Source organism: Streptomyces sp. NPDC094032 (assembly GCF_040303965.1).
Classification (GTDB): domain Bacteria; phylum Actinomycetota; class Actinomycetes; order Streptomycetales; family Streptomycetaceae; genus Streptomyces.
Map to the genome: position 1 here is coordinate 289,203 of NZ_JBEOUE010000003.1, position 17,448 is coordinate 306,650.

The 17,448-nt window shown below is 71.7% G+C and carries 25 protein-coding genes; 4 read left to right on the plus strand and 21 right to left on the minus strand.

Going from position 1 to position 17,448, the window contains the following annotated elements; translation table 11 throughout:
- Nucleotides 1-5: 5 nt before the first annotated feature.
- The 20 genes from ABTZ54_RS07640 to ABTZ54_RS07735 form a co-directional block, all read right to left on the minus strand.
- Nucleotides 6-1,607: a terminase large subunit domain-containing protein gene (locus tag ABTZ54_RS07640; RefSeq protein WP_351658329.1), complete on the minus strand. Its 1,602-nt coding sequence runs from the start codon at nucleotides 1,605-1,607 to the stop codon at nucleotides 6-8.
- A complete protein-coding gene (locus tag ABTZ54_RS07645; protein WP_351658332.1) occupies nucleotides 1,564-2,169 on the minus strand; it encodes a helix-turn-helix domain-containing protein in 606 nt (201 codons plus the stop codon). The genes ABTZ54_RS07640 and ABTZ54_RS07645 overlap by 44 nt, the downstream gene beginning before the upstream one ends.
- A 485-nt stretch (nucleotides 2,170-2,654) precedes the next feature.
- A complete protein-coding gene (locus ABTZ54_RS07650) occupies nucleotides 2,655-2,939 on the minus strand; it encodes an HNH endonuclease (RefSeq protein WP_351658336.1) in 285 nt (94 codons plus the stop codon).
- Between the two features lie 67 nt (nucleotides 2,940-3,006).
- Nucleotides 3,007-3,408 (minus strand): hypothetical protein, encoded by a 402-nt coding sequence (locus ABTZ54_RS07655; protein WP_351658338.1) that lies wholly within the window; start codon nucleotides 3,406-3,408, stop codon nucleotides 3,007-3,009.
- A gap of 55 nt (nucleotides 3,409-3,463) precedes the next feature.
- Nucleotides 3,464-3,709, minus strand: a complete 246-nt coding sequence (locus ABTZ54_RS07660; protein WP_351658341.1) for a MerR family transcriptional regulator — start codon at nucleotides 3,707-3,709, stop codon at nucleotides 3,464-3,466.
- Nucleotides 3,710-3,841: 132 nt separating this feature from the next.
- Nucleotides 3,842-4,798, minus strand: a complete 957-nt coding sequence (locus ABTZ54_RS07665; protein WP_351658344.1) for a hypothetical protein — start codon at nucleotides 4,796-4,798, stop codon at nucleotides 3,842-3,844.
- Nucleotides 4,799-4,822: 24 nt separating this feature from the next.
- Nucleotides 4,823-5,341 carry a helix-turn-helix domain-containing protein gene (locus ABTZ54_RS07670; RefSeq protein WP_351658346.1) on the minus strand — a complete coding sequence of 173 codons (519 nt, stop codon included), beginning with the start codon at nucleotides 5,339-5,341 and terminating at the stop codon, nucleotides 4,823-4,825.
- Nucleotides 5,338-6,027 carry a hypothetical protein gene (locus ABTZ54_RS07675; RefSeq protein ID WP_351658348.1) on the minus strand — a complete coding sequence of 230 codons (690 nt, stop codon included), beginning with the start codon at nucleotides 6,025-6,027 and terminating at the stop codon, nucleotides 5,338-5,340. Before ABTZ54_RS07675 ends, ABTZ54_RS07670 begins: the two co-directional genes overlap by 4 nt.
- On the minus strand, nucleotides 6,024-6,467 hold the full coding sequence (locus tag ABTZ54_RS07680; RefSeq protein WP_351658350.1) for a hypothetical protein: 444 nt from the start codon (nucleotides 6,465-6,467) through the stop codon (nucleotides 6,024-6,026). The genes ABTZ54_RS07675 and ABTZ54_RS07680 overlap by 4 nt, the downstream gene beginning before the upstream one ends.
- A gap of 30 nt (nucleotides 6,468-6,497) precedes the next feature.
- Entirely contained in the window at nucleotides 6,498-6,797 is a 300-nt protein-coding gene (locus tag ABTZ54_RS35690) for a WhiB family transcriptional regulator (protein ID WP_502997203.1), read from the minus strand.
- Between the two features lie 322 nt (nucleotides 6,798-7,119).
- Entirely contained in the window at nucleotides 7,120-8,133 is a 1,014-nt protein-coding gene (locus tag ABTZ54_RS07690; RefSeq protein WP_351658357.1) for a helix-turn-helix domain-containing protein, read from the minus strand.
- 71 nt (nucleotides 8,134-8,204) lie between these two features.
- The gene (locus ABTZ54_RS07695) at nucleotides 8,205-8,609 is read right to left on the minus strand and encodes a hypothetical protein (protein ID WP_351658360.1); all 405 of its coding nucleotides are present in this window, start codon (nucleotides 8,607-8,609) and stop codon (nucleotides 8,205-8,207) included.
- A 3-nt stretch (nucleotides 8,610-8,612) separates the two neighbouring features.
- Complete coding sequence (locus tag ABTZ54_RS07700) at nucleotides 8,613-8,810, minus strand: hypothetical protein (RefSeq protein ID WP_351658362.1); 198 nt, start codon at nucleotides 8,808-8,810, stop codon at nucleotides 8,613-8,615.
- Entirely contained in the window at nucleotides 8,807-9,091 is a 285-nt protein-coding gene (locus tag ABTZ54_RS07705; protein ID WP_351658365.1) for a hypothetical protein, read from the minus strand. The genes ABTZ54_RS07700 and ABTZ54_RS07705 overlap by 4 nt, the downstream gene beginning before the upstream one ends.
- Nucleotides 9,084-9,473, minus strand: coding sequence for a hypothetical protein (locus ABTZ54_RS07710; protein ID WP_351658368.1), 390 nt, complete (start codon nucleotides 9,471-9,473; stop codon nucleotides 9,084-9,086). The genes ABTZ54_RS07705 and ABTZ54_RS07710 overlap by 8 nt, the downstream gene beginning before the upstream one ends.
- Complete coding sequence (locus tag ABTZ54_RS07715) at nucleotides 9,470-9,928, minus strand: hypothetical protein (protein WP_351658371.1); 459 nt, start codon at nucleotides 9,926-9,928, stop codon at nucleotides 9,470-9,472. The genes ABTZ54_RS07710 and ABTZ54_RS07715 overlap by 4 nt, the downstream gene beginning before the upstream one ends.
- On the minus strand, nucleotides 9,925-10,095 hold the full coding sequence (locus tag ABTZ54_RS07720) for a zinc finger domain-containing protein (RefSeq protein ID WP_351658375.1): 171 nt from the start codon (nucleotides 10,093-10,095) through the stop codon (nucleotides 9,925-9,927). Before ABTZ54_RS07720 ends, ABTZ54_RS07715 begins: the two co-directional genes overlap by 4 nt.
- Nucleotides 10,092-10,571: a hypothetical protein gene (locus ABTZ54_RS07725; RefSeq protein ID WP_351658378.1), complete on the minus strand. Its 480-nt coding sequence runs from the start codon at nucleotides 10,569-10,571 to the stop codon at nucleotides 10,092-10,094. Before ABTZ54_RS07725 ends, ABTZ54_RS07720 begins: the two co-directional genes overlap by 4 nt.
- 94 nt (nucleotides 10,572-10,665) lie before the next feature.
- Complete coding sequence (locus ABTZ54_RS07730) at nucleotides 10,666-10,896, minus strand: hypothetical protein (protein ID WP_351658380.1); 231 nt, start codon at nucleotides 10,894-10,896, stop codon at nucleotides 10,666-10,668.
- Nucleotides 10,897-11,272: 376 nt separating this feature from the next.
- Nucleotides 11,273-11,518, minus strand: a complete 246-nt coding sequence (locus ABTZ54_RS07735) for a helix-turn-helix transcriptional regulator (RefSeq protein WP_351658382.1) — start codon at nucleotides 11,516-11,518, stop codon at nucleotides 11,273-11,275.
- 533 nt (nucleotides 11,519-12,051) lie between these two features.
- Here ABTZ54_RS07735 and ABTZ54_RS07740 point away from each other — a divergent pair.
- The 4 genes from ABTZ54_RS07740 (at nucleotide 12,052) to ABTZ54_RS07755 (ending at nucleotide 15,825) form a co-directional block, all read left to right on the plus strand.
- Nucleotides 12,052-12,504 carry a hypothetical protein gene (locus tag ABTZ54_RS07740; RefSeq protein WP_351658385.1) on the plus strand — a complete coding sequence of 151 codons (453 nt, stop codon included), beginning with the start codon at nucleotides 12,052-12,054 and terminating at the stop codon, nucleotides 12,502-12,504.
- Nucleotides 12,501-12,737 carry a hypothetical protein gene (locus ABTZ54_RS07745; protein ID WP_351658387.1) on the plus strand — a complete coding sequence of 79 codons (237 nt, stop codon included), beginning with the start codon at nucleotides 12,501-12,503 and terminating at the stop codon, nucleotides 12,735-12,737. Before ABTZ54_RS07740 ends, ABTZ54_RS07745 begins: the two co-directional genes overlap by 4 nt.
- A 30-nt stretch (nucleotides 12,738-12,767) precedes the next feature.
- On the plus strand, nucleotides 12,768-14,375 hold the full coding sequence (locus ABTZ54_RS07750) for a LacI family DNA-binding transcriptional regulator (protein ID WP_351658389.1): 1,608 nt from the start codon (nucleotides 12,768-12,770) through the stop codon (nucleotides 14,373-14,375).
- 181 nt (nucleotides 14,376-14,556) lie between these two features.
- The gene (locus ABTZ54_RS07755; RefSeq protein WP_351658392.1) at nucleotides 14,557-15,825 is read left to right on the plus strand and encodes an MFS transporter; all 1,269 of its coding nucleotides are present in this window, start codon (nucleotides 14,557-14,559) and stop codon (nucleotides 15,823-15,825) included.
- A 100-nt stretch (nucleotides 15,826-15,925) separates the two neighbouring features.
- Here the strand turns inward: ABTZ54_RS07755 and ABTZ54_RS07760 are convergent, their stop codons facing one another.
- Nucleotides 15,926-17,371 carry a CCA tRNA nucleotidyltransferase gene (locus ABTZ54_RS07760; protein WP_351658395.1) on the minus strand — a complete coding sequence of 482 codons (1,446 nt, stop codon included), beginning with the start codon at nucleotides 17,369-17,371 and terminating at the stop codon, nucleotides 15,926-15,928.
- Between the last annotated feature and the right edge of the window lie 77 nt (nucleotides 17,372-17,448).

Genomic DNA, 17,448 nt, shown 5'->3' on the forward strand with positions numbered 1-17,448 from the left:
TCCTTTCAACCGACGCTGCTCATCACGTCGTAGTCGTCGAGCACCAGGGGGCCACGGTGGATGAGCGCCCACCGGGCCTCGGTCACGGCGACGAGCGGGGCGACGTCGACGAGCGACGTCGTACGGTCGAGGACCCAGGCGTCGCCGACGCGCCGTGTCCGGGCCCCGGACACGGCGGCCGTGAGCGGGACCTGGTCGATGTGGGCGACGGTGCCCTCGTTCAGCGCGTCGGCCAGCTGACCGCACGCCTCGGTCATGTCGCCGGACCGCAGCACGACGAGGTGCCCGCGGTGGGACTTGTCCCGCTTCTTGTCCTTCCTTTCGGGCACGGTGATGCCGGCCGCGACGAGCTCGTCGACGAGCGACCCGGCCGGAGTGCCCGAGCCGGAGATCGCCACGACGAGCGGACGCCACAGCCGGGACAGCCGCACGAGCGCGGGCACCACCCAGTCGGTTCCAGCGCGCCGGTCGACGAGCTCCAGGTGCACGCGCCCGTCCGGGCGGCGGATCGCGGCCCCGATGCTCGCGTATCTCCGGTCCTGCGCAATGTCGACGGCGAGGGCGAGCTCGTCTGCGGCCGGGCGGGACTCAGCGTCGGCGAGCGGCGCCCACTCCTTCTTGGGGATGTTCGGGTCGTCCGGCGGTGTGCTCTTCCTGGTGCGGTTCAGGTACGCGCGGTCGAACTCGGCGGGGTCGAGCTTCTCCAGCTCGGCCCGGATGGTGTCCTCGGTGACCGTGAAGCCGAGCGCGGGCAGGGCCGCCCGCCACGTGGCCGGGTCGTCGCGGGGCATGTCCTCGGGGGCGTACCACTCGAAGTACGCGGCGCGCGGCCGGACCGCGGCGAGGTCTTCGGCGAGCGCCGCCCACAGCGCCTCGATCAGGGCGCGGCCCTTAGTCCGCTTCTTGTTGAGCCAGGTCGACGCCTCGGTGCCCCCCGCGCTTGCCCACCACAGCTGAGCCATGGCACGGGTCAGCATGGCCGGAGAGAACGCCTGCTCAAGGCGGTCATCGGTGTGCGCGAACGCCTCGTCGATGAAGCCGAGGTCGAGCGGCGGACCGTGCGCCGCACGTTCCGTGTTGGCGGTGATGCCCATGCGGGACCGGGTCGGCCCCCACAGGATTGCCTCGTTGCCGTTGCTCTTCCTGATCCGGGCCCGCTTTGCCAGCGCCGAGGCGCTGATCTTCTCCCAGAACTCATCCTCCCAGCGCTGCCGAGCCATGCCTCTGGTCTGGGCGGCGTAGATGATGTTCTGCCGGGGGAAGGCGAGGGCGCGGTGGACCTGGGCACCGAGGGTGAGCTCGGTCTTGCCCTGCTGGCGAGAGACGCTGAGACCGACCTCGCGGTGAACGAACAGGCCGGTGGCCGGGTCGACTTCGAGGGCTACGTCAGTGACGTACTTCTGCCATGGCATCGGCGGGGCGCCCAGCGCAGCCATGACCTTCCACAGCTTCGGGCCGAGGCTGGGGAACGCGGGGTTGCGCGGCGTGCCCCAGCGGGGCGGACACGTCAGGCCGTAGCGCTCCAGCAAGTCGGCGGCGAAGGAGGCCGGCGGCGCCCACGTCTCAGACGACCCCGAGGTCATCGAGGCCGTCGTCGTCATCGTCATCCGTCGCACGTCCCTCCAGCAGCGCGGCGACGGTGGCCCGGAGTTCTCGCGTCAGCTGCGGGAGAGTGCGAGCGTCGGTCAGGCCGCGGACGAGGTGGCCGCACTCGTCGCACGGGACGGGTCGCCCGCCGTCGATCTGCTCGGCCAGCCGCACGGCGGTCGCGGCGAGGGTGGGTTCCATCCCGGTCAGGTCGCCGAGCTCGACGATGTCCTCGGCGAGCGCCGTGCTCACCGCGCCGAGCTCGTCGACGACGGCGAGGTCGAGGGACACGCCCCGCAGCGTGCCGGTGCTCGGGGGCGCCGCGGCGGCGGTCTCGTCCGGCGGGAGGAGGGCGGCGGGGGTGACGCCGAGGACGGCGGCCAGGGCGAGGAGCTCGTCGACGTCGACGCGCCGGGTGCCGGCCTCGACCCTGGAGACGATCGGCTGGGAGAGCGCCAGGCCGACGGCGGCGAGGCGAGCGACGAGCGCGGCCTGGTCCCAGCCGCGGGAGTCACGAAGGCGGGCCACGGCCTGGCCGACGTACAGGCCGCCGGGGCCGATCTCGCTCGTGCGTGCGGCCATCACGCCACCTCCCCTCACGTCGGGCCCGGGAGTCGCATACGGGCTGGTCAGGGGCGGGGGGAGAAAAATAAAAGCTGGGCGCGGGGCTGGGGAGCGGCCTGGCCCAAAGAACGGAGCCGCGCCGAGCCGGGCCGCTCCCAAGGCAGAGCGGGTGCATGATGGCAGGCATGACCAACTGGACATACCGAGGCCCTGCCTGTTTGTTCGCTCCGGACGGTGGTGCTGGCGAGCGTGTGCCTGTGAGCGTGGACCTTTGGGTCGAGGTGGTGGGGCCGGAAGCACCCGACTCGGTGACCACTCTCCGGTCATGGTGCGGCGGCGCCGAACCCGTCGAGCAGCTGGTCGACGTCCCCCATGGCATGTGCACGCTGGAGCTGCCCGAGGGGCGGTCTGGCGGCGTGCTCGTGATGGCGTCCGCCGAGGGGAGCACAGCGCGTCTGAGTCTCCGGGGAGTCGGCGCGCCCCCGTGGCTGGACGCTGCCTGATCAGGGTCCGGCGTACCAGTCGCGGGAGTTGGTGAGGCGGGGCGCGGCGCGGTCGCTCTTCTCGCCGTTGCATTTGCGCCCGCAGGTCGGGCAGCCGTTCACGCCGTGGGCGGGCAGCCAGTTGTCCTGGTCGCTGGGGTCCACGGTGCCCTTGCTCACTGGCACTACGTGGTCGACGGTGTCCGCCTGCGGGTGTCCACAGAGGTGGCAGACGTCGTTGTCGCCGAGGAAGCGGGCGCGGGCCTTGCGGTAGCCGTACTCCGTGAGGTCGGTCCGCTTACCCATGACTCCCCTCGGTACAGGTCCGGCCCGTCCGCAGCGGGGCGGACGGGCCGGGCGGTAGAGGGGCGGGTCAGCCGCAGAGGGTCGCTTTCAGGGCGGCGTTGATCGCCACGGCCTCGGCGTCGGTGACCTCGTGCTCGTTCGTGCTGAACCGGGCCTTCGCGGTGGACTGGGCGTTGCCCCCGCCGTTGATCGTCGAGCACTGGTTGCGGCTGTTGCTGATGGCCTTGTCCTCGTCGGCGACGAGCGCGGGGTTCACGGCCTTGAGTGCGGCGAGCAGGGCCACGCGTTCAGCCCCTTCGGGCTTGGCCGGGATGCCGGCCTTCTCCAACGCCTTGCTCATGGTGGGGTCGGGGGTGGTGCTCGTCGCTGGGGGCTTGTCGGCGGCGGTCTCGTCGCTGCTCCCGCACGCAGTGAGCGTGAGGGCGAGCGTGGCCGTGGCGATGAGGATGGTGGTCAGGTTCCTGCGCATTCGGACAGCCTCGCCGACGGCTGGGCGGCGCGCGGCTGGTTGATCGTCCTGTGACCTAGGTGGTCTCGGGGACACCGACGAGGCGCAGGGCGCGGGCGCGGGTGGCGGCCTCGGCGCGGGCGATGTCGCTGTGGGCGTAGAGGGGGCGGTCTCGGTGGTCGAGGCCGGTGGGGGTGAGGTGGCCGCGGTTGACCCAGGAGCGGATGGTGGCTGGAGTGACGGCGGCGGCACCGGCGGAGAGGAAGCGGCGCCATTGGGTCGCGTGGGCGGCGGCCTCGGCGGCGGTGTACAGGTCGGCCACGGTCACCTCCTGGAACGGCGACGGCCCCCGCTGCTGTGGCGGGGGCCGTGGTGGTGTGTGGGCACACGTGTGGTGCTGGCATCAGTGTTGCGCTACGTGGCCATCATGTCCAGCGGCATTCCGCGGGGCGTGTCACCTGCGGCGTCGGCCCCTGCTGTACCCGTTCCGGTTCCCGGCGGACCAGGCGCTGTACTGACGGGCCCGTGTCTCACCGGGGATGGCCTCTACGGCGGCGAGCGCGGCCCGGATTTCCTTGGCCGAGCCCAAGGGGTGTCCGGCGGCGGTCTCGTACGCGGCCAACAGGTCGCGGACCAGCGTGCCGAGCCGTGTGATGCGGGGGTCGGCCAGCGGTTCACGGGGCACCACGGTGTACTGCCGGACCGTGTCCTCGGGGACTTCCACGGTCGACCTGTCCCGCGGTTGCTTCCACTCGCGGGTGTCCGGGTCCTGGCTGACGGGGCGCAGCAACACCAGGAGCCCGCGGGAGGTGTAGCTGTCGATCACGTAGTGGCTGCCGTCGGGCCCTCGGTAGATCGCCTCACGGTTCAGCGCCGGCGGGGCAGGGGGGAGCGCCTCGGCGTGGCGCACCACAGCCGTGAGCAGGTCGACAGCCGCGGCGCGGGGGAAGCCGACGGCCCTCATGACATCCGACGAGATGCGGTGGGACCTGAGGGCGTTGCTGACCTGCATGTCGGCGAACTGATGCAGAGGATGGGAGCGCAGGGCGCCCGTGTGCTCAACGTGGTTGGCGTAGGTGATCAGGCGCTCGGTGTGGGTGGGACCGTCGAGGGAGGCAAAAGCGAGGGCCGCTCGGTCCAGCAGGTTGAAGAGCCGGTCGACGTTGTCGAGGGCCCGCTGGTCCTCAGTGCGTACGACGAGGCTGAGGACGTGGGGTTCCAGGTCGAGAGCGGGGGTGTTGAAGATGACGGCGCCGTACAGCAAGCGCAGGTACTCCTCCAGGCGGACGTCGCTGGGGCGGTAGCGCTCGACGAGGAGCTGGCCCCGAGCGGCGGCGCCCTTGCGGGCGAGCCGCAGGTAGTACTCGGGCGACGTGCTGAGGGGCAGGGGCGATCGAAGGTCTCGGGTCATGCAGTCCTCCTTGGGTCATCATCCCTACGGCGTAGGGGAGTTGTCCTCAGTTCGGGTGGATCGCTGGGTGGCGAACGTGTAATGACCGATCACAGGGGTGGTGGTGTGGGGGTAGATGCCGGCGTCCCATGCCTGGCGGTAGGCGGCGGCCATGAATCCGATGGCGTGCCTAGCCGCGGCCTCGGGGCAGATGCCGGTGCTGGTCAGTACGGCGAGGTCGTCCAGGAGCGCCGGGTCGGCGGCGAGGATGAGGGACATGGGCGCCATGGCCTGGGGACGGCCGGACACCGTCCCGCCGTCCGTCCCGTCCGGGCCCACCGTGTCCTCGGGCCCCGGCGGGACAGCCTCGTCCGGCGTCCCTTCGTCCTGGTCGGCAGGGGTCTGCATGTCCTCTTCCAGAGCGTGTATGTCCCGCTGGACGGTGGTCCGGCCCACGCCTATGCGTTTGGCGATGTCCCGGATCGTGAGCTTGTCCCGCCGCAGCTCGGCGACCTGGCGGCGTCGCTCGGCGATGTGGGCGGGCAGGGCCGCAGCGGTCGTCACGATGCCTCCCGGGTGTGCTGGGCGGCGGCCAGGAGGATGCCGATCCGTGCGAGGCCCGGCATGACGGCGGCGCGATGCTCCGCGTACTCCTCGGGGGTGAGCAGCCGGCCGCACGCCGAACAGTCCACGTACCGCTGCCAGTCGGTGAGCCCGAGGCCGAAGCACGCACACGAGGGACAGGGGGCGTCCAGGTGGCGGCGGCGGGGCTCGGTGCTCGTGATGGCCCGGATCCGGCGGACGACGTCGGCGAGCTCGGCATGCAGCAGCGCGACCCAGGACGCACGGAGGACGTGGTCGAGGTGGCGGGCGAGGTAGGCGGCGTACGGGGCGCGAGGGTTGATGGGCGGGAGGTTGTGGCCGAGGTCGTCGGCGAGCTGGTCGGCCCACGCGTGCAGGATCGCGTGGACGGGGGCCGGCCCGTCCTGGTCGCCGGCGGTGTCCCGTACGGGGCCGGGCGCGGCGGGGCCGAGGAGGGTGAGGACGTCGGCGCGTACGGGTAGCGGGGCGTGCGCACGGCCGGCGCCGCCGTACCCCTGGGCGGGGCGGACCCCGAGCTCCAGGGACGCCCTCAGAAGGACGACCTGTCGAGGGATTTCGGCGAGCCAGCCGCGCAGGCGGTCGCCGCACCGGGCGCACGCCGTACGGGGCTGGTCGGCGGAGTGGGTGCAGATCAGGCAGGTGCTCACGAGTCCTCCGGGTGGCGGCTGATCAGCTCCCGCAAGGCGACGGCGTGGGGGTGCTCGGCGTACGGGTCCATGTGGCGCGCGACGAGGAGGGCGTCGAGGTCGTCGCACCACGCCAGGACGCGGGCGACGGTGGCCTCGGCGCGGCGGGCCCGGGCGCGGGCGCTGCGCCAGGCCAGGCGGTAGCGGACGCCCCGCTCGCGCTCGACGACGAGACGGCGGATGGCCCGGGGGACGTCGGGCCAGGACGGAGCGCCGCAGGCGCGGCGGGCGGCCGTCAGGTATCCGCCGAGGCGCTCCATGTCCGCGACGAGCCGCGCGTTCCTGCCGGCGCCGAGCTCCTGCTCGACGGGGCGGGTGGTGTGGTTCCGCGCGGCCATGGCGGCGTTGTGGGTGAGGGCGGCGCCGATCGCGGCCCCGATGGTCGGGTAGTGCTCGGGCACGTGGTGCTCCTGGTAGTGAAGGCGGGAGAGTCAGGCGGCGGTGCGAGGCGGTTCGGCGGCCTGGCGGAGAGGGCTGCGGGCGCGGCGGATCGCCTTGCGCTGGTTCGGGGTGGTGCCACCCCACACGCCCGGCTCGCCGGTCTCAAGGGCCCAGTCCAGGCAGGGAGTTCGGACCTCGCAGGCGGTGCAGATCTTCCGCGCTGCGGCCGTCGAGGAGCCCTTCTCCGGCCACCAGAGTTCGGGGTCGACCTGGCGGCACAGCCCGAACTCGCGCCAGTCGGCGCCGTGTTCCTCGGGCGCGGTGGCGCGGGTGGTGCTCACCGCTGCCACCCCCGCCACGGCGCGGGCCGCACGCCGCTGGTCTGCCGGGGCCCGGCGCGGCGGGGCCGGGGGCGGGTGCAGGTGGCGGCGTGGCGGCATGGCGCGCCACTCGGCGTGCTCCAGGGCCGGGCGCTCGCCGGTCAGGGCGCGGACGCGCAGGCGGCCGGTGCCGTCGGTGTACGCGGCGGCGTTGCCGGTCGGGTCGGGGTTCGCGTTGAGGGCCTGGCGGCGGCCGGCGGCGGTGACGGCCCAGCGGATGGGCTTGCCGCACGACGGGCACGGCGTCGAGCCCTGAGGCGTGGTCATCGGGTCTCCGGGGTGGGTCGGTGGGTCATGCGGTGCCGGCGGTGTACTCGCGCTCGGCGGCGAGGCAGTCGTCGCAGCGGCCGGGCTCGGGGGCGCGGTAGTCGCGCCCGCAGCCGCAGGTCCGCAGCGGGGCGAACGGGTCGGTGCGGGCGTGAGGGGCCCGTGGGGCGCTGGGGGCGTCCGGGGTGCCGCTGGAGGGCATGACCATGAGGAACGCGCCCTGCACCGGCACTACGGGGCCCGTACTGGTGTTCTGGGCGCGGCGCTCGCATCCGGTGCACACCGTGCGGTCGGGCCGGATGACGGGCTGGCCGCAGCCGTCCGCGCAGCGGCGGTGCTCCTCGGGCTGGGGCTGGGGCTGGGGCTGGGGGATCGTTTCCTCGCTCGCGCGCCCGCGCGCGTCCTGTGGCTGAGGTGGATGATCGGCCGTCGTCTGGTCAGGTTGTGGGTCCCTACTGGAAGTAGGGGGAACTGGTAGGCCCCCGCCGGGGACGGGTTCCGGACCGCGTCCGGGGACGGTGTCCGCACCCGTCCGGGGACGGGTACCGGATGTGTCCGGAGCCCCGCCAGGGACGGGTTCCGGAACCTCGTCCGGGGACGGGTTCCGGGACGCGTCCCCGGACGGGTTCCGGTCCTCGGCGGATTCCCGTTCAGCAAGCGCCTCGGCCTTTGCTTTGCGCCGGGCCTTGGCCTGCCTTGTCTCGCCCCATATGTGCAGGTGCTCGCCCCAGTTGATGCGCGCGGAGGGGATGAGCAGCTGATAGACAGAGGACTGGTTGGGGCGGCGCCGGCGGGCGAGGAGCTCGACGGCCAGGAGCAGCCGCACGCACCGGGTGACGGTCTCCTCGCTGACGCCAGCGACCGCGGCGAGGGTGGCGTTCGAGGGGAACGCCCTGGAGCCGTCGGCGTTGGCGTACGTGGCGATCAGGATCCCGATGTGGGCGGCCTTGGAGACCTCGGGTCGCCGCGCGCGCAACGCCTCGTCCCTGACCTGGTTGATCCAGGCGTTGCGGACCGACTGCACGTGATCGCTGGACACGACGTCGTCCTTCCTTGCTCGTTTGGTGCGGGACCGGGCGGGCCGGGGCGCGGGGCCCCGGCCGGGGCCGGTCAGGCCGGGTGCTGCTCGCGGAGGCGGCGCAGGATCGGGCCCGGGATGGTGAGCTCGGTGGGCGCGGTGTTCCAGCGCTCGCGGCGCTCCGGTCGGCGGATCCAGCCGCGGTTCTCCAGGATCTGGAGCGAGACGACGACGCGTCCGGCGGAGAGCGCGGTCTCGGCGACGAGGCCGTCGAGGTGCGGCTGGGCGCCGTCGGGGATCCGGCCGGTGGTCCAGTCGGCGTGGGACGCGAGGGTGAGCGCGACCAACTGCGTGGTCGGGATGAGCCGGGAGCCGGTGATCCCTCGCTCGTACAGGCGGCGGAACGGGGCGTCGACGGCCGGGTCGTGGGGGCCGGGGGCGATCAGCGGGTGGGCCTGGCGGCGGAAGACGTCGGCCGGGGTCGGGATGGTGCTCATGAGCTACTCCGTGGTGGTGCGGGTGCTGGGGGTGGCGTAGATGTAGGCGCCGGGCGGCCAGCCGGGCCCGGGCGGCGCCTCGGGGCGCCCGGCGAGGGCGGCGGGGGTGTGGCGGTCGCAGCACCAGCCGGTGACGAACAGGCGGGCGCGCGCGAGGCCATGGGGCCCGACGCGGTCACACGGCGGCGGGCGGCGCCTCACGACGAGGGCGCGCGGCGGTGCGTACCGCACTGGTCGCACATCACGTACCCGGGCCCGGCCGGGTAGTGCGCGGTCTCCAGGTGCCCGCACCGGGGCGTGTGGCACGCCAGCCACACGAACAGGCGCGGGGCCGGGAGCTCGGCGGCGGGCAGCGGCTCGGGAACGGGCCGGCGGCGCAGGGCCCGCCCGGCCGCGACCGTCGCGCACACGAGGGCGGCGGCGAGGGTCGCGGCGCCGAGGAGCAGCAGGCCGAGGAGGCCGAGCGCGAGCAGGTCAGCCACGGCCGACCTCGATCGCCCGGACCTCGGCCAGGGCGCGGCCGTACGTGGCGCACGCTCCGGCGCAGTACCAGCGGTCGGGCTCCCTCGACCCCGGCCACGAGACGGCGACCATCCCGGTGGACGGCTGCGGCATGCTGGTGAGCTCGCCGCAGCCGTCCGCCGGGCACTCCCGTCCGGTCGGGACCGGCCGGGGCGGCGCCGGCGGGCCGACGAGGCCGCGGTTCCAGCGCTGGGCCTCGGCCCGCTTGGCCCGGTTGGCGGCGTTGTACGCGTCCCTGCACGGCTGGCAGGACGGGAGCACCTTGCGGGCGCGGTGCTGGTAGTAGCCGCGGGTGCTCCCGTGATCGATGCCGTCCCTGGCCACGGTCTGGATGGCGCTCACTCGTCGGCCTCGGCGTCGTACGAGGCCGCGACGGTCAGCGGCGTGACCAGGTAGCCGGTGATCGTCTCGACCGGGCCGTCGGCGTCGCCGTCGGGGCCGAAGACGACCAGGTCCTCGGAGGCGTCGTTGCCGCCGTGGTCCGGGACCCAGCCGAGGTAGCCGCCGGTGGTGTCGCGACGGACGAGGACCTCGCAGTGGGCCCGGGCGGCCTCCCTGGTGGTGTACAGGCCGAGCGGCAGGGAGTTGAGGGACGCGCGGAAGACGGTCAGGTCGACCGGGGCGAGCACCGGGAGCAGCGTCGACAGGGTCGCGTGCACCTGAGCCTCCGCCAGGTCGGCGCCCCGGTGCGCCAGGCGCTCGCTGAGGGTCAGGTCGGGCGTCCCCGTGGTGTCCATCCAGCGGGCGGCCCGGGTGAGCAGCTGCTCGGCGAGGGCGTGGTGGTCCTGGGGGTTCATCGGCGGGTGTCCTTCCGGGAGGTGGCCCACGCGGCGCGCCGCGAGACGTGGGTGTGGGTCCGGCGCGGGCGGGTACCGCCGTGGCTGGTGCAGGGCTCGCCGGGCGCGGCCCCGCGCGTCGGGCAGGCCACGGCGAGCTGGGGCAGGGAGCGGGCGCGGTCGGTCATCGCGGGACCTCGCGGCGCCACTCGACGGTCATGTAGCGGCCCCCGTCCGGCGTCGGGCGGGTGTTGACCTGCACGTTGATCTCGCAGGGCATGACGTGGCCCGGGTAGTGGGCGTGCTCCAGGCGCTCCGTGCCGTGCGGCAGCTCGACGCCGACCATGTCGGGCAGCCAGCCGCCGATCTGGCGGTAGGTGTGCCCGTACCAGTCGGGGTCCAGGTCGCACAGCGAGGCGCCGAGCAGGGGCACCGTGCCCCACACCGCGAACTGCAACTCGGCGCGGGGCGCGCGGCCGGAGGCCGGCGCCGGGGTGAGCTCGCCGCCGGTCGTCGCGGTGCCCTTCCCCGTCCGCTCGGCGAGCAGCGCCTCTCGGTCGTCCAGGAGGGCGGCGACGTCCCGGTCCAGCTGCTCGGTGGTCCGGTACTCGCGGCGTCCGGCGCGGATCTCGGCGAGACGCTCGGCGGTGAGTCGCGTGCTCATCAGCGGCCACCCCCCGTACGGCGGTCGCTGCGGGTGAGGGCGTATCGGACGGCGAGCACACCCAGGAGCCAGACGAGGGCGCAGGCGGCGGTGATCATCGGGCGCCCGCCTCGGTCCGGTCGACGACCGGCGTGAGGGCGCCGACGAGCTCGACGAGCTCGGCCTCGCCGACGCGGACCCAGCGGGCGCAGGTCTCGACGTCGACCCCGTCCAGGACGTACAGCTGCTCGCCGTCGGGCGCGCGGCCGGCGGTGCGCCAGCAGGTGCCGTCCGCGGCCTGGACGACGGAGAAGGGGACGGGAGGGGGTTCGGTACGGTGAGTCACGGTTCCTCGATTCGTGGTTGAGGTGCCGAGGGGTCGCGCATGGACCGGGCTGGGTCCGCGCGGCCCCCGTTTGTTCAGGCCGCGGTTCTGCGGCGGCGGGGCGTGCGGGGCGTAAGGGTCGCGACGGGTGCCGGATCCCCGACGTAGCGCTCCGTGGCCGTCGTTCGAGACGAGGTGGGGGGCATAGCGCTGGGACGGACAGCGGCCTCGTGCTGCCGAAGGATCTGCACGTAGTGCTGCTCCGTGAAGCGCCAAGCACCGGCGATCTTGATAGCGGGGATCGCACCCTTCCTGGCCTGGTCCTTCAGCCACCAGGCCGAGACGCGCATCGAGGCCGCGAGTTCCTCGGGCGTGTGCAGGACCGGGAGGCGACTCATCAGGCAGCCCTCGCGTGGGACTGGAGCCCCTCGCGCTCGCGCTCGACGAGGTAGTTGTCGATGACGCTGATCCGGGCAACCACCCGCTTACCGATACGGAAGGTGGCCGGCCCCCGTCCCAGGGAGCGCCACCGGCGCACGGTGCCGGGAGCGATTCCCAGCCGACTGGCAATCCCGGGGCCAGCCGCGGTGTCTTCGATATAGATCAGGCCGTGCGGCGGGCACGGACGGGTCCGACGATTCACGCCTACCCACTTCCTCTCAGCTCTCACATCTTTGATGGACGAATCGTTCTATTCTGGAGACGCAGGGGGCGCAAAAAGGACCAGGACACCGACCCCGAGAGCCTGCGCAAGGTCGTGTGCGGCCAACACTCCGCAGGTCACACGACCTCCGGAGACGAGATGGCCAACCGTCGACCTCGGGACGCCAGACTCCTCGGCAAGGGTCCCCACGCTGTACGGCGCCCCGCGCCCGGGGTGCTTCATGACGAACTTGAGAACGTCACGGTCGCGGAGTCGATAAAGGGTGCTCACCGTCTCCCAATCAGACCATTGCGGCTACGAACGGGAACAGTTAAGCACGCAAGGGAACGAATCGTCTACGAATCAGAACGGCCGGATGTGAATCTTCGGCAAAATCGGGGGCAGCGGCTACGGTGAGCTGTAGACGATTCGTCTGCAAGTTGGGACGATCGGCCCGCCTGAACAGGTGTTTTGGAAATCACGAAGCAGTGCTCGCGAGACGCATGGGTCTCGCGAGCGCCAGAGAGGCAGCGATGGCAGCGGAACGCACCCGAAGCGGATCGCAGGACGCCACCCATATCCCGGATCGGTTGGCACGAGAGATGGATCGTGACGAGCTGAGTCGCATGGTGCGAGAAGCGAACGATTCTGGCGCGTCCTACCAAGACATGGCAGATCGGGCGGCGGGGGCCGGCCACTCGATCTCGAAGCCGTACATGCAGAAGATCGCCACCAACAACGTAGCGAGCTCGCCGTCGGAAGACCGACTCGAAGCAATCGCAGCTGCGATCGGCAAGCCGATTGCCCTGGTCAAGCGTGCGGCCGCGATTCAGTGGCTCGGCTACGACGCCACCGAGCTGTCCGGCTACGACGATGACGTCCGGATCATCGTGGCGCACCTCGCGGGCATGGAGCCCAAGGACCGTAAGAAGTGGCTCGCCATGATCGAGGCCGCCGAGAAAGCCGACACCGAGGGGGACCGATGATCCGATTTCGCGAGGCGCCCATGCCGGCCCTCTTCCCGGTGACGATCGTTGAGCGGCCCGGACAGATCACGTTCTACATCGACCCGTCGCTCACCCTGCCGGAGATGCTTGCGGCCATGAACGCGGCCGTCCAGGCGCAGCTCGCCGAGGGCAGCCTCGTGCAGCTCCACCACGGGGAGATCTTCACCCTCGGCCTGGCGCAGTTCGTACACCAGGCCGCAGCACCGCGATAGGCGTGATCAGGGGGCCATCAGGAGGGGGACATGGGCTTTCCCGAGAAGCGTGGCAGCTACTACCGCGCACGGTACAAGGCGGCTGACGGGACGTACCCGAGCGTCAAGGACGAGTCCGGCCGGGTAATCAAGTACCGGACGGAGCGGGAAGCGCGCCGCGCCGCGAACGATGCAGAAGCCAAGGTGAGGGAAGGCGGGAAGCCGGCGGGCGCCGACGTGGTCCTGGCGCCCATGTTCGGCGAGTACGTGGCCCGCTGGTACGCGCGCCAGTCACTGGCCCTGTCCACCATGGAGAACTACAAGAGCCACATCGAGGCGCACCTGTTGCCTGCCTTCGCGCACCTGCGGCTCACAGACATCACCCGCGCCATGGTCGACGCGTGGGAGCTCGCCGAAAGGCAGCTCTACGCGGCATCATCCGTAGCCACGTACCGGAGGATTCTGGCTCTGATCCTCGACGATGCGATCGACGAGGGTGAGCTGGAGGGGGCGAACCCGGCACGCCGCCGGCGGGGCCGCGGCCGGCGTGCCGGCCGCTCGGCGACTCGCACGGCCGAGAAGGCGATCACGGATGCCCTCGGCGCACTCCTCCTCGCCGAGCGGGCGTCTATCCTCACCGGCCGAGACGACGAGTTCGTCATGATCGTGCTCATGACCTACACGCAGATGCGGTGGGGCGAGGTGAACGGACTCGAAGAGAAGTATGTCCGCGACGAGACGTTCCGCGTCGAAGCGCAGCTGTACGAGCTCAACGACGGCTCGCTCATATGGTGTCCGCCCAAGGACGACAGCTTCCGGACCATCGACTCCATGGACTGGCTCACCCAGCTGGTCCGGGGTCACATCAAGCGCACGCGCCCGGAGCCGTGCGCGTGCCATGGCCGACGATTCGTTTTCCGATCGAGCTACCTGACGCCCGAGAGCCGGATCACAAGAGCGGAGATCGCCGCTGAGGCCGGTGTGGGCGTCGCTACGGTGAGCCGGGCGCTTGGTACTGGCTCCGTATCTGCCGAGTCCCGGACGCGCGTGCAGGACGCCGCAGCGAGGCTGCTCAGCGCCCGCCCGCCGACGTACATGCCGCACTGGAGCCGCGGCGAGTTCCGGCACAGCGTCTTCGTCCCGGCCGCGAGCGGCTGGTATCCCTCCCGCGGCACGCTGGACCCTCCACGGCCGGTGTGTGTGCGGGCAGAACCTTGGCCCGGGCAAGTGGTACGCGGCCGTCACTCTGCCTCGCAGGCGGACGCGTGCTGGGTCCCGATCGAACGGGACCTCACCCCTCATGGGATGCGGCATACCGGTAAGGCGCTCATGGAGGAGCTCGGTGCACCCAAGGTTCTGATCGACGAGCGGATGGGCCACATCGACGGCTCGACGCCGGCCATCTATTCCCACGTCACCAACGGCATGCGGCTGCGGCTCAAGCAGGGGCTGACCGATGTTTGGCGCCAGGCCCTGGCCGCGCGAGCGGCGATGTGCCCGTGGTCCCCCGTGCGTGTTCTCGACGGGCTGCTAACGGAGCACTTCGCCAACCCCCAACCCAAGATCATCTCCCAAATTTCTCCCATCCTGGCCACTCTCCCAGAGGCTGAACGCAAGAAGATGGCCTCTGACCTGCTAGAACTTCTGATGTCGGGATAGTGGGTTACGTCGTATTTCATGAAGTCCCCGCCGGTGCAGTACTTCGACGACGAGGCCCTGGCCAACGTCGAGAAGTTCATCAAGGGCGAGGTCGAGCGCTGACCTGACGGTCGCACAGCTCACTGACGAGGGTCCCCGTGGCACTGCCCGGGGGCCCTCTTCGTATGTGAGTCTTGCTGCCATGTCCGTCGTGCGTGATCTGCGCGTCCTTCTGCGCCTGCGGTACTTCCGCCGTCTGCTCGCCGTACGCCTGCTCTCCCAGTGCGCCGACGGCGTCTACCAGGTCGCGCTGGCCACGTACGTCGTCTTCTCCCCCGAGAAGGAGACCAGCCCCGCGGCCATCGCCTCGGCCATGGCGGTGCTGCTGCTCCCGTACTCCCTCGTCGGCCCCTTCGCCGGTGTCCTGCTCGACCGCTGGCAGCGGCGCCAGGTCTTCCTGTACGGCAACCTGCTGCGGGCCGTCCTCGCCTGCGGCACCGCGCTGCTGGTCCTGGCCTCCCCACCCGACTGGCTCTTCTACGCCTCCGCCCTCTCCGTCACGGCCGTCAACCGCTTCGTCCTGGCGGGCCTCTCGGCCGCCCTCCCCCGTGTCGTCGACGACGAGCGGCTGGTCATCGCCAACTCGATCTCCCCGACCGCCGGCACCCTCGCCGCCACGCTCGGCGGCGGACTCGCCTTCGGGGTGCGACTGGTCGCCGACAACTCCGACGCGGCCGTCGTCCTCCTCGGCGCCGTCCTCTACCTCTGCTCCGCGCTCGTCTCGCTCCGGATCCCGCGCGGACTCCTCGGCCCGGACCCGGACCGCGTCCAGCCCCGCCTGTCCAGCGCGCTGAAGTCCACCGCCCGGGGGCTGGCGAGCGGGCTGCGCCATCTCGCCGAGCGGCGCCCGGCCGCCCGGGCGCTCACCGCCATCGCGCTGATGCGCTTCTGCTACGGCTCCCTGTTCGTGACCGTTCTCATGCTCTGCCGGTACGCGTGGAGCTCGACGGAGTCGGAGGGCCTGGCCGTACTCGGGCTCGCCGTCGCCGCCTCCGGTGCCGGTTTCTTCGCGGCGGCCGTCCTCTCGCCCTGGGCCGTCGGGAAGCTGGGGCCGTTCGGCTGGATGACCCTCTGCGCGGGAGCAGCCGCCGTGCTCACCCCGGCTCTCGGGCTGACCTTCGCCCGGACGCCGTTCCTCGTGGCCGCCTTCCTGCTGGGTCTGATCACACAGGGCGCGAAGATCGCGACGGACACCGTCGTCCAGACCTCGGTGGACGACGCCTATCGCGGGCGGATCTTCTCCCTCTACGACGTGCTCTTCAACGTCGCCTTCGTCGGGGCAGCCGGGGTCGCGGCGCTGATGCTGCCGCCGGACGGCCGGTCCGCGCCGCTGGTGATCCTCGTGGCCCTTCTCTACGCGTCCATCGCGCTGGCGCTATGGAGAAGCGTCAGGAGCTCCCACAGGACCTGACGACGAAGGGGCGATGTTTCACGTGAAACATCGCCCCTCGCCGGTGCCGGCCCTCCGCTGTTTCACGTGAAACATCGCGCGTGAAACAGCGGCGCTCGCGCTACTCGCCCTGAGCCGCCCACCACTCCCTGAGTGCGGCGACGGCCTCGTCCTGGCTCATCGGCCCGTTCTCCAGCCGCAGCTCCAGCAGGAACTTGTACGCCTGGCCGACGGCCGGCCCCGGGCGGATCCCCAGGGTCTCCTGGATCTGGTTGCCGTCGAGGTCGGGACGGATCGAGTCCAGCTCCTCCTGCTCCTGGAGCTGCGCGATGCGCTCCTCCAGGCCGTCGTACGCGCGGGAGAGCGCGGAGGCCTTGCGCTTGTTGCGCGTGGTGCAGTCGGAGCGGGTCAGCTTGTGGAGCCGCGAGAGCAGCGGGCCCGCGTCGCGTACATAGCGGCGGACGGCGGAGTCGGTCCACTCGCCCGTGCCGTAGCCGTGGAAGCGCAGGTGCAGCTCGACCAGACGCGAGACGTCCTTGATCATCTCGTTCGAGTACTTGAGCGCCGTCATGCGCTTCTTCGTCATCTTCGCCCCGACCACCTCGTGGTGGTGGAACGAGACCCGGCCGTCCTTCTCGAACCGGCGGGTGCGCGGCTTGCCGATGTCGTGGAGCAGGGCCGCGAGGCGCAGCACCAGGTCCGGGCCGTCCTCCTCCAGGTCGATCGCCTGGTCGAGGACGGTCAGCGAGTGCTCGTAGACGTCCTTGTGCCGGTGGTGCTCGTCGCTCTCCAGCCGCAGCCCCGGAAGCTCGGGCAGCACATAGGCGGCAAGGCCGGTGTCCACGAGCAGTCCCAGGCCCTTGCGGGGGTGTGCGGAGAGCAGCAGCTTGTTGAGCTCGTCACGTACCCGCTCGGCGGAGACGATCTCCAGCCGCTCGGCCATCTCCGTCATGGCCGTGACGACCTCGGGGGCCACCTCGAAGTCCAGCTGCGCGGCGAAACGCGCGGCGCGCATCATGCGCAGCGGGTCGTCGGAGAAGGACTCCTCGGGCGTTCCCGGAGTGCGCAGCACCCGGGCGGCCAGGTCCTCCAGGCCGCCGTGCGGGTCGATGAACTCCTTCGCGGGGAGCGCCACGGCCATGGCGTTGACCGTGAAGTCGCGCCGGACCAGGTCCTGCTCGATGGAGTCGCCGTAGGAGACCTCGGGCTTGCGCGAGGTGCGGTCGTACGCCTCGGAGCGGTAGGTGGTGACCTCGACCAGGTAGCCGTCCTTCTGGCAGCCGACCGTGCCGAAGGCGATGCCGACCTCCCAGACCGCGTCGGCCCAGGGTCGGACGATCTTCAGCACGTCCTCGGGACGGGCGTCGGTCGTGAAGTCCAGGTCGTTGCCGAGACGGCCGAGAAGGGCGTCGCGGACCGAGCCGCCGACCAGTGCGAGGCTGAACCCGGCTTCCTGGAAGCGGCGGGCGAGGTCGTCGGCGACGGGGGACACGCGCAGTAGTTCACTGACCGCGCGGTGTTGCACCTGGCTCAGTGCAGTCGTGGTGTCTTCGTTGGCGTTCGGCACAACAGAAAAGGGTACGTGCCCCAGCTCGTACCGATGCCCCCGTTTTCCCGCGCTTCCGACGCTTCCCCGGCCGCCTT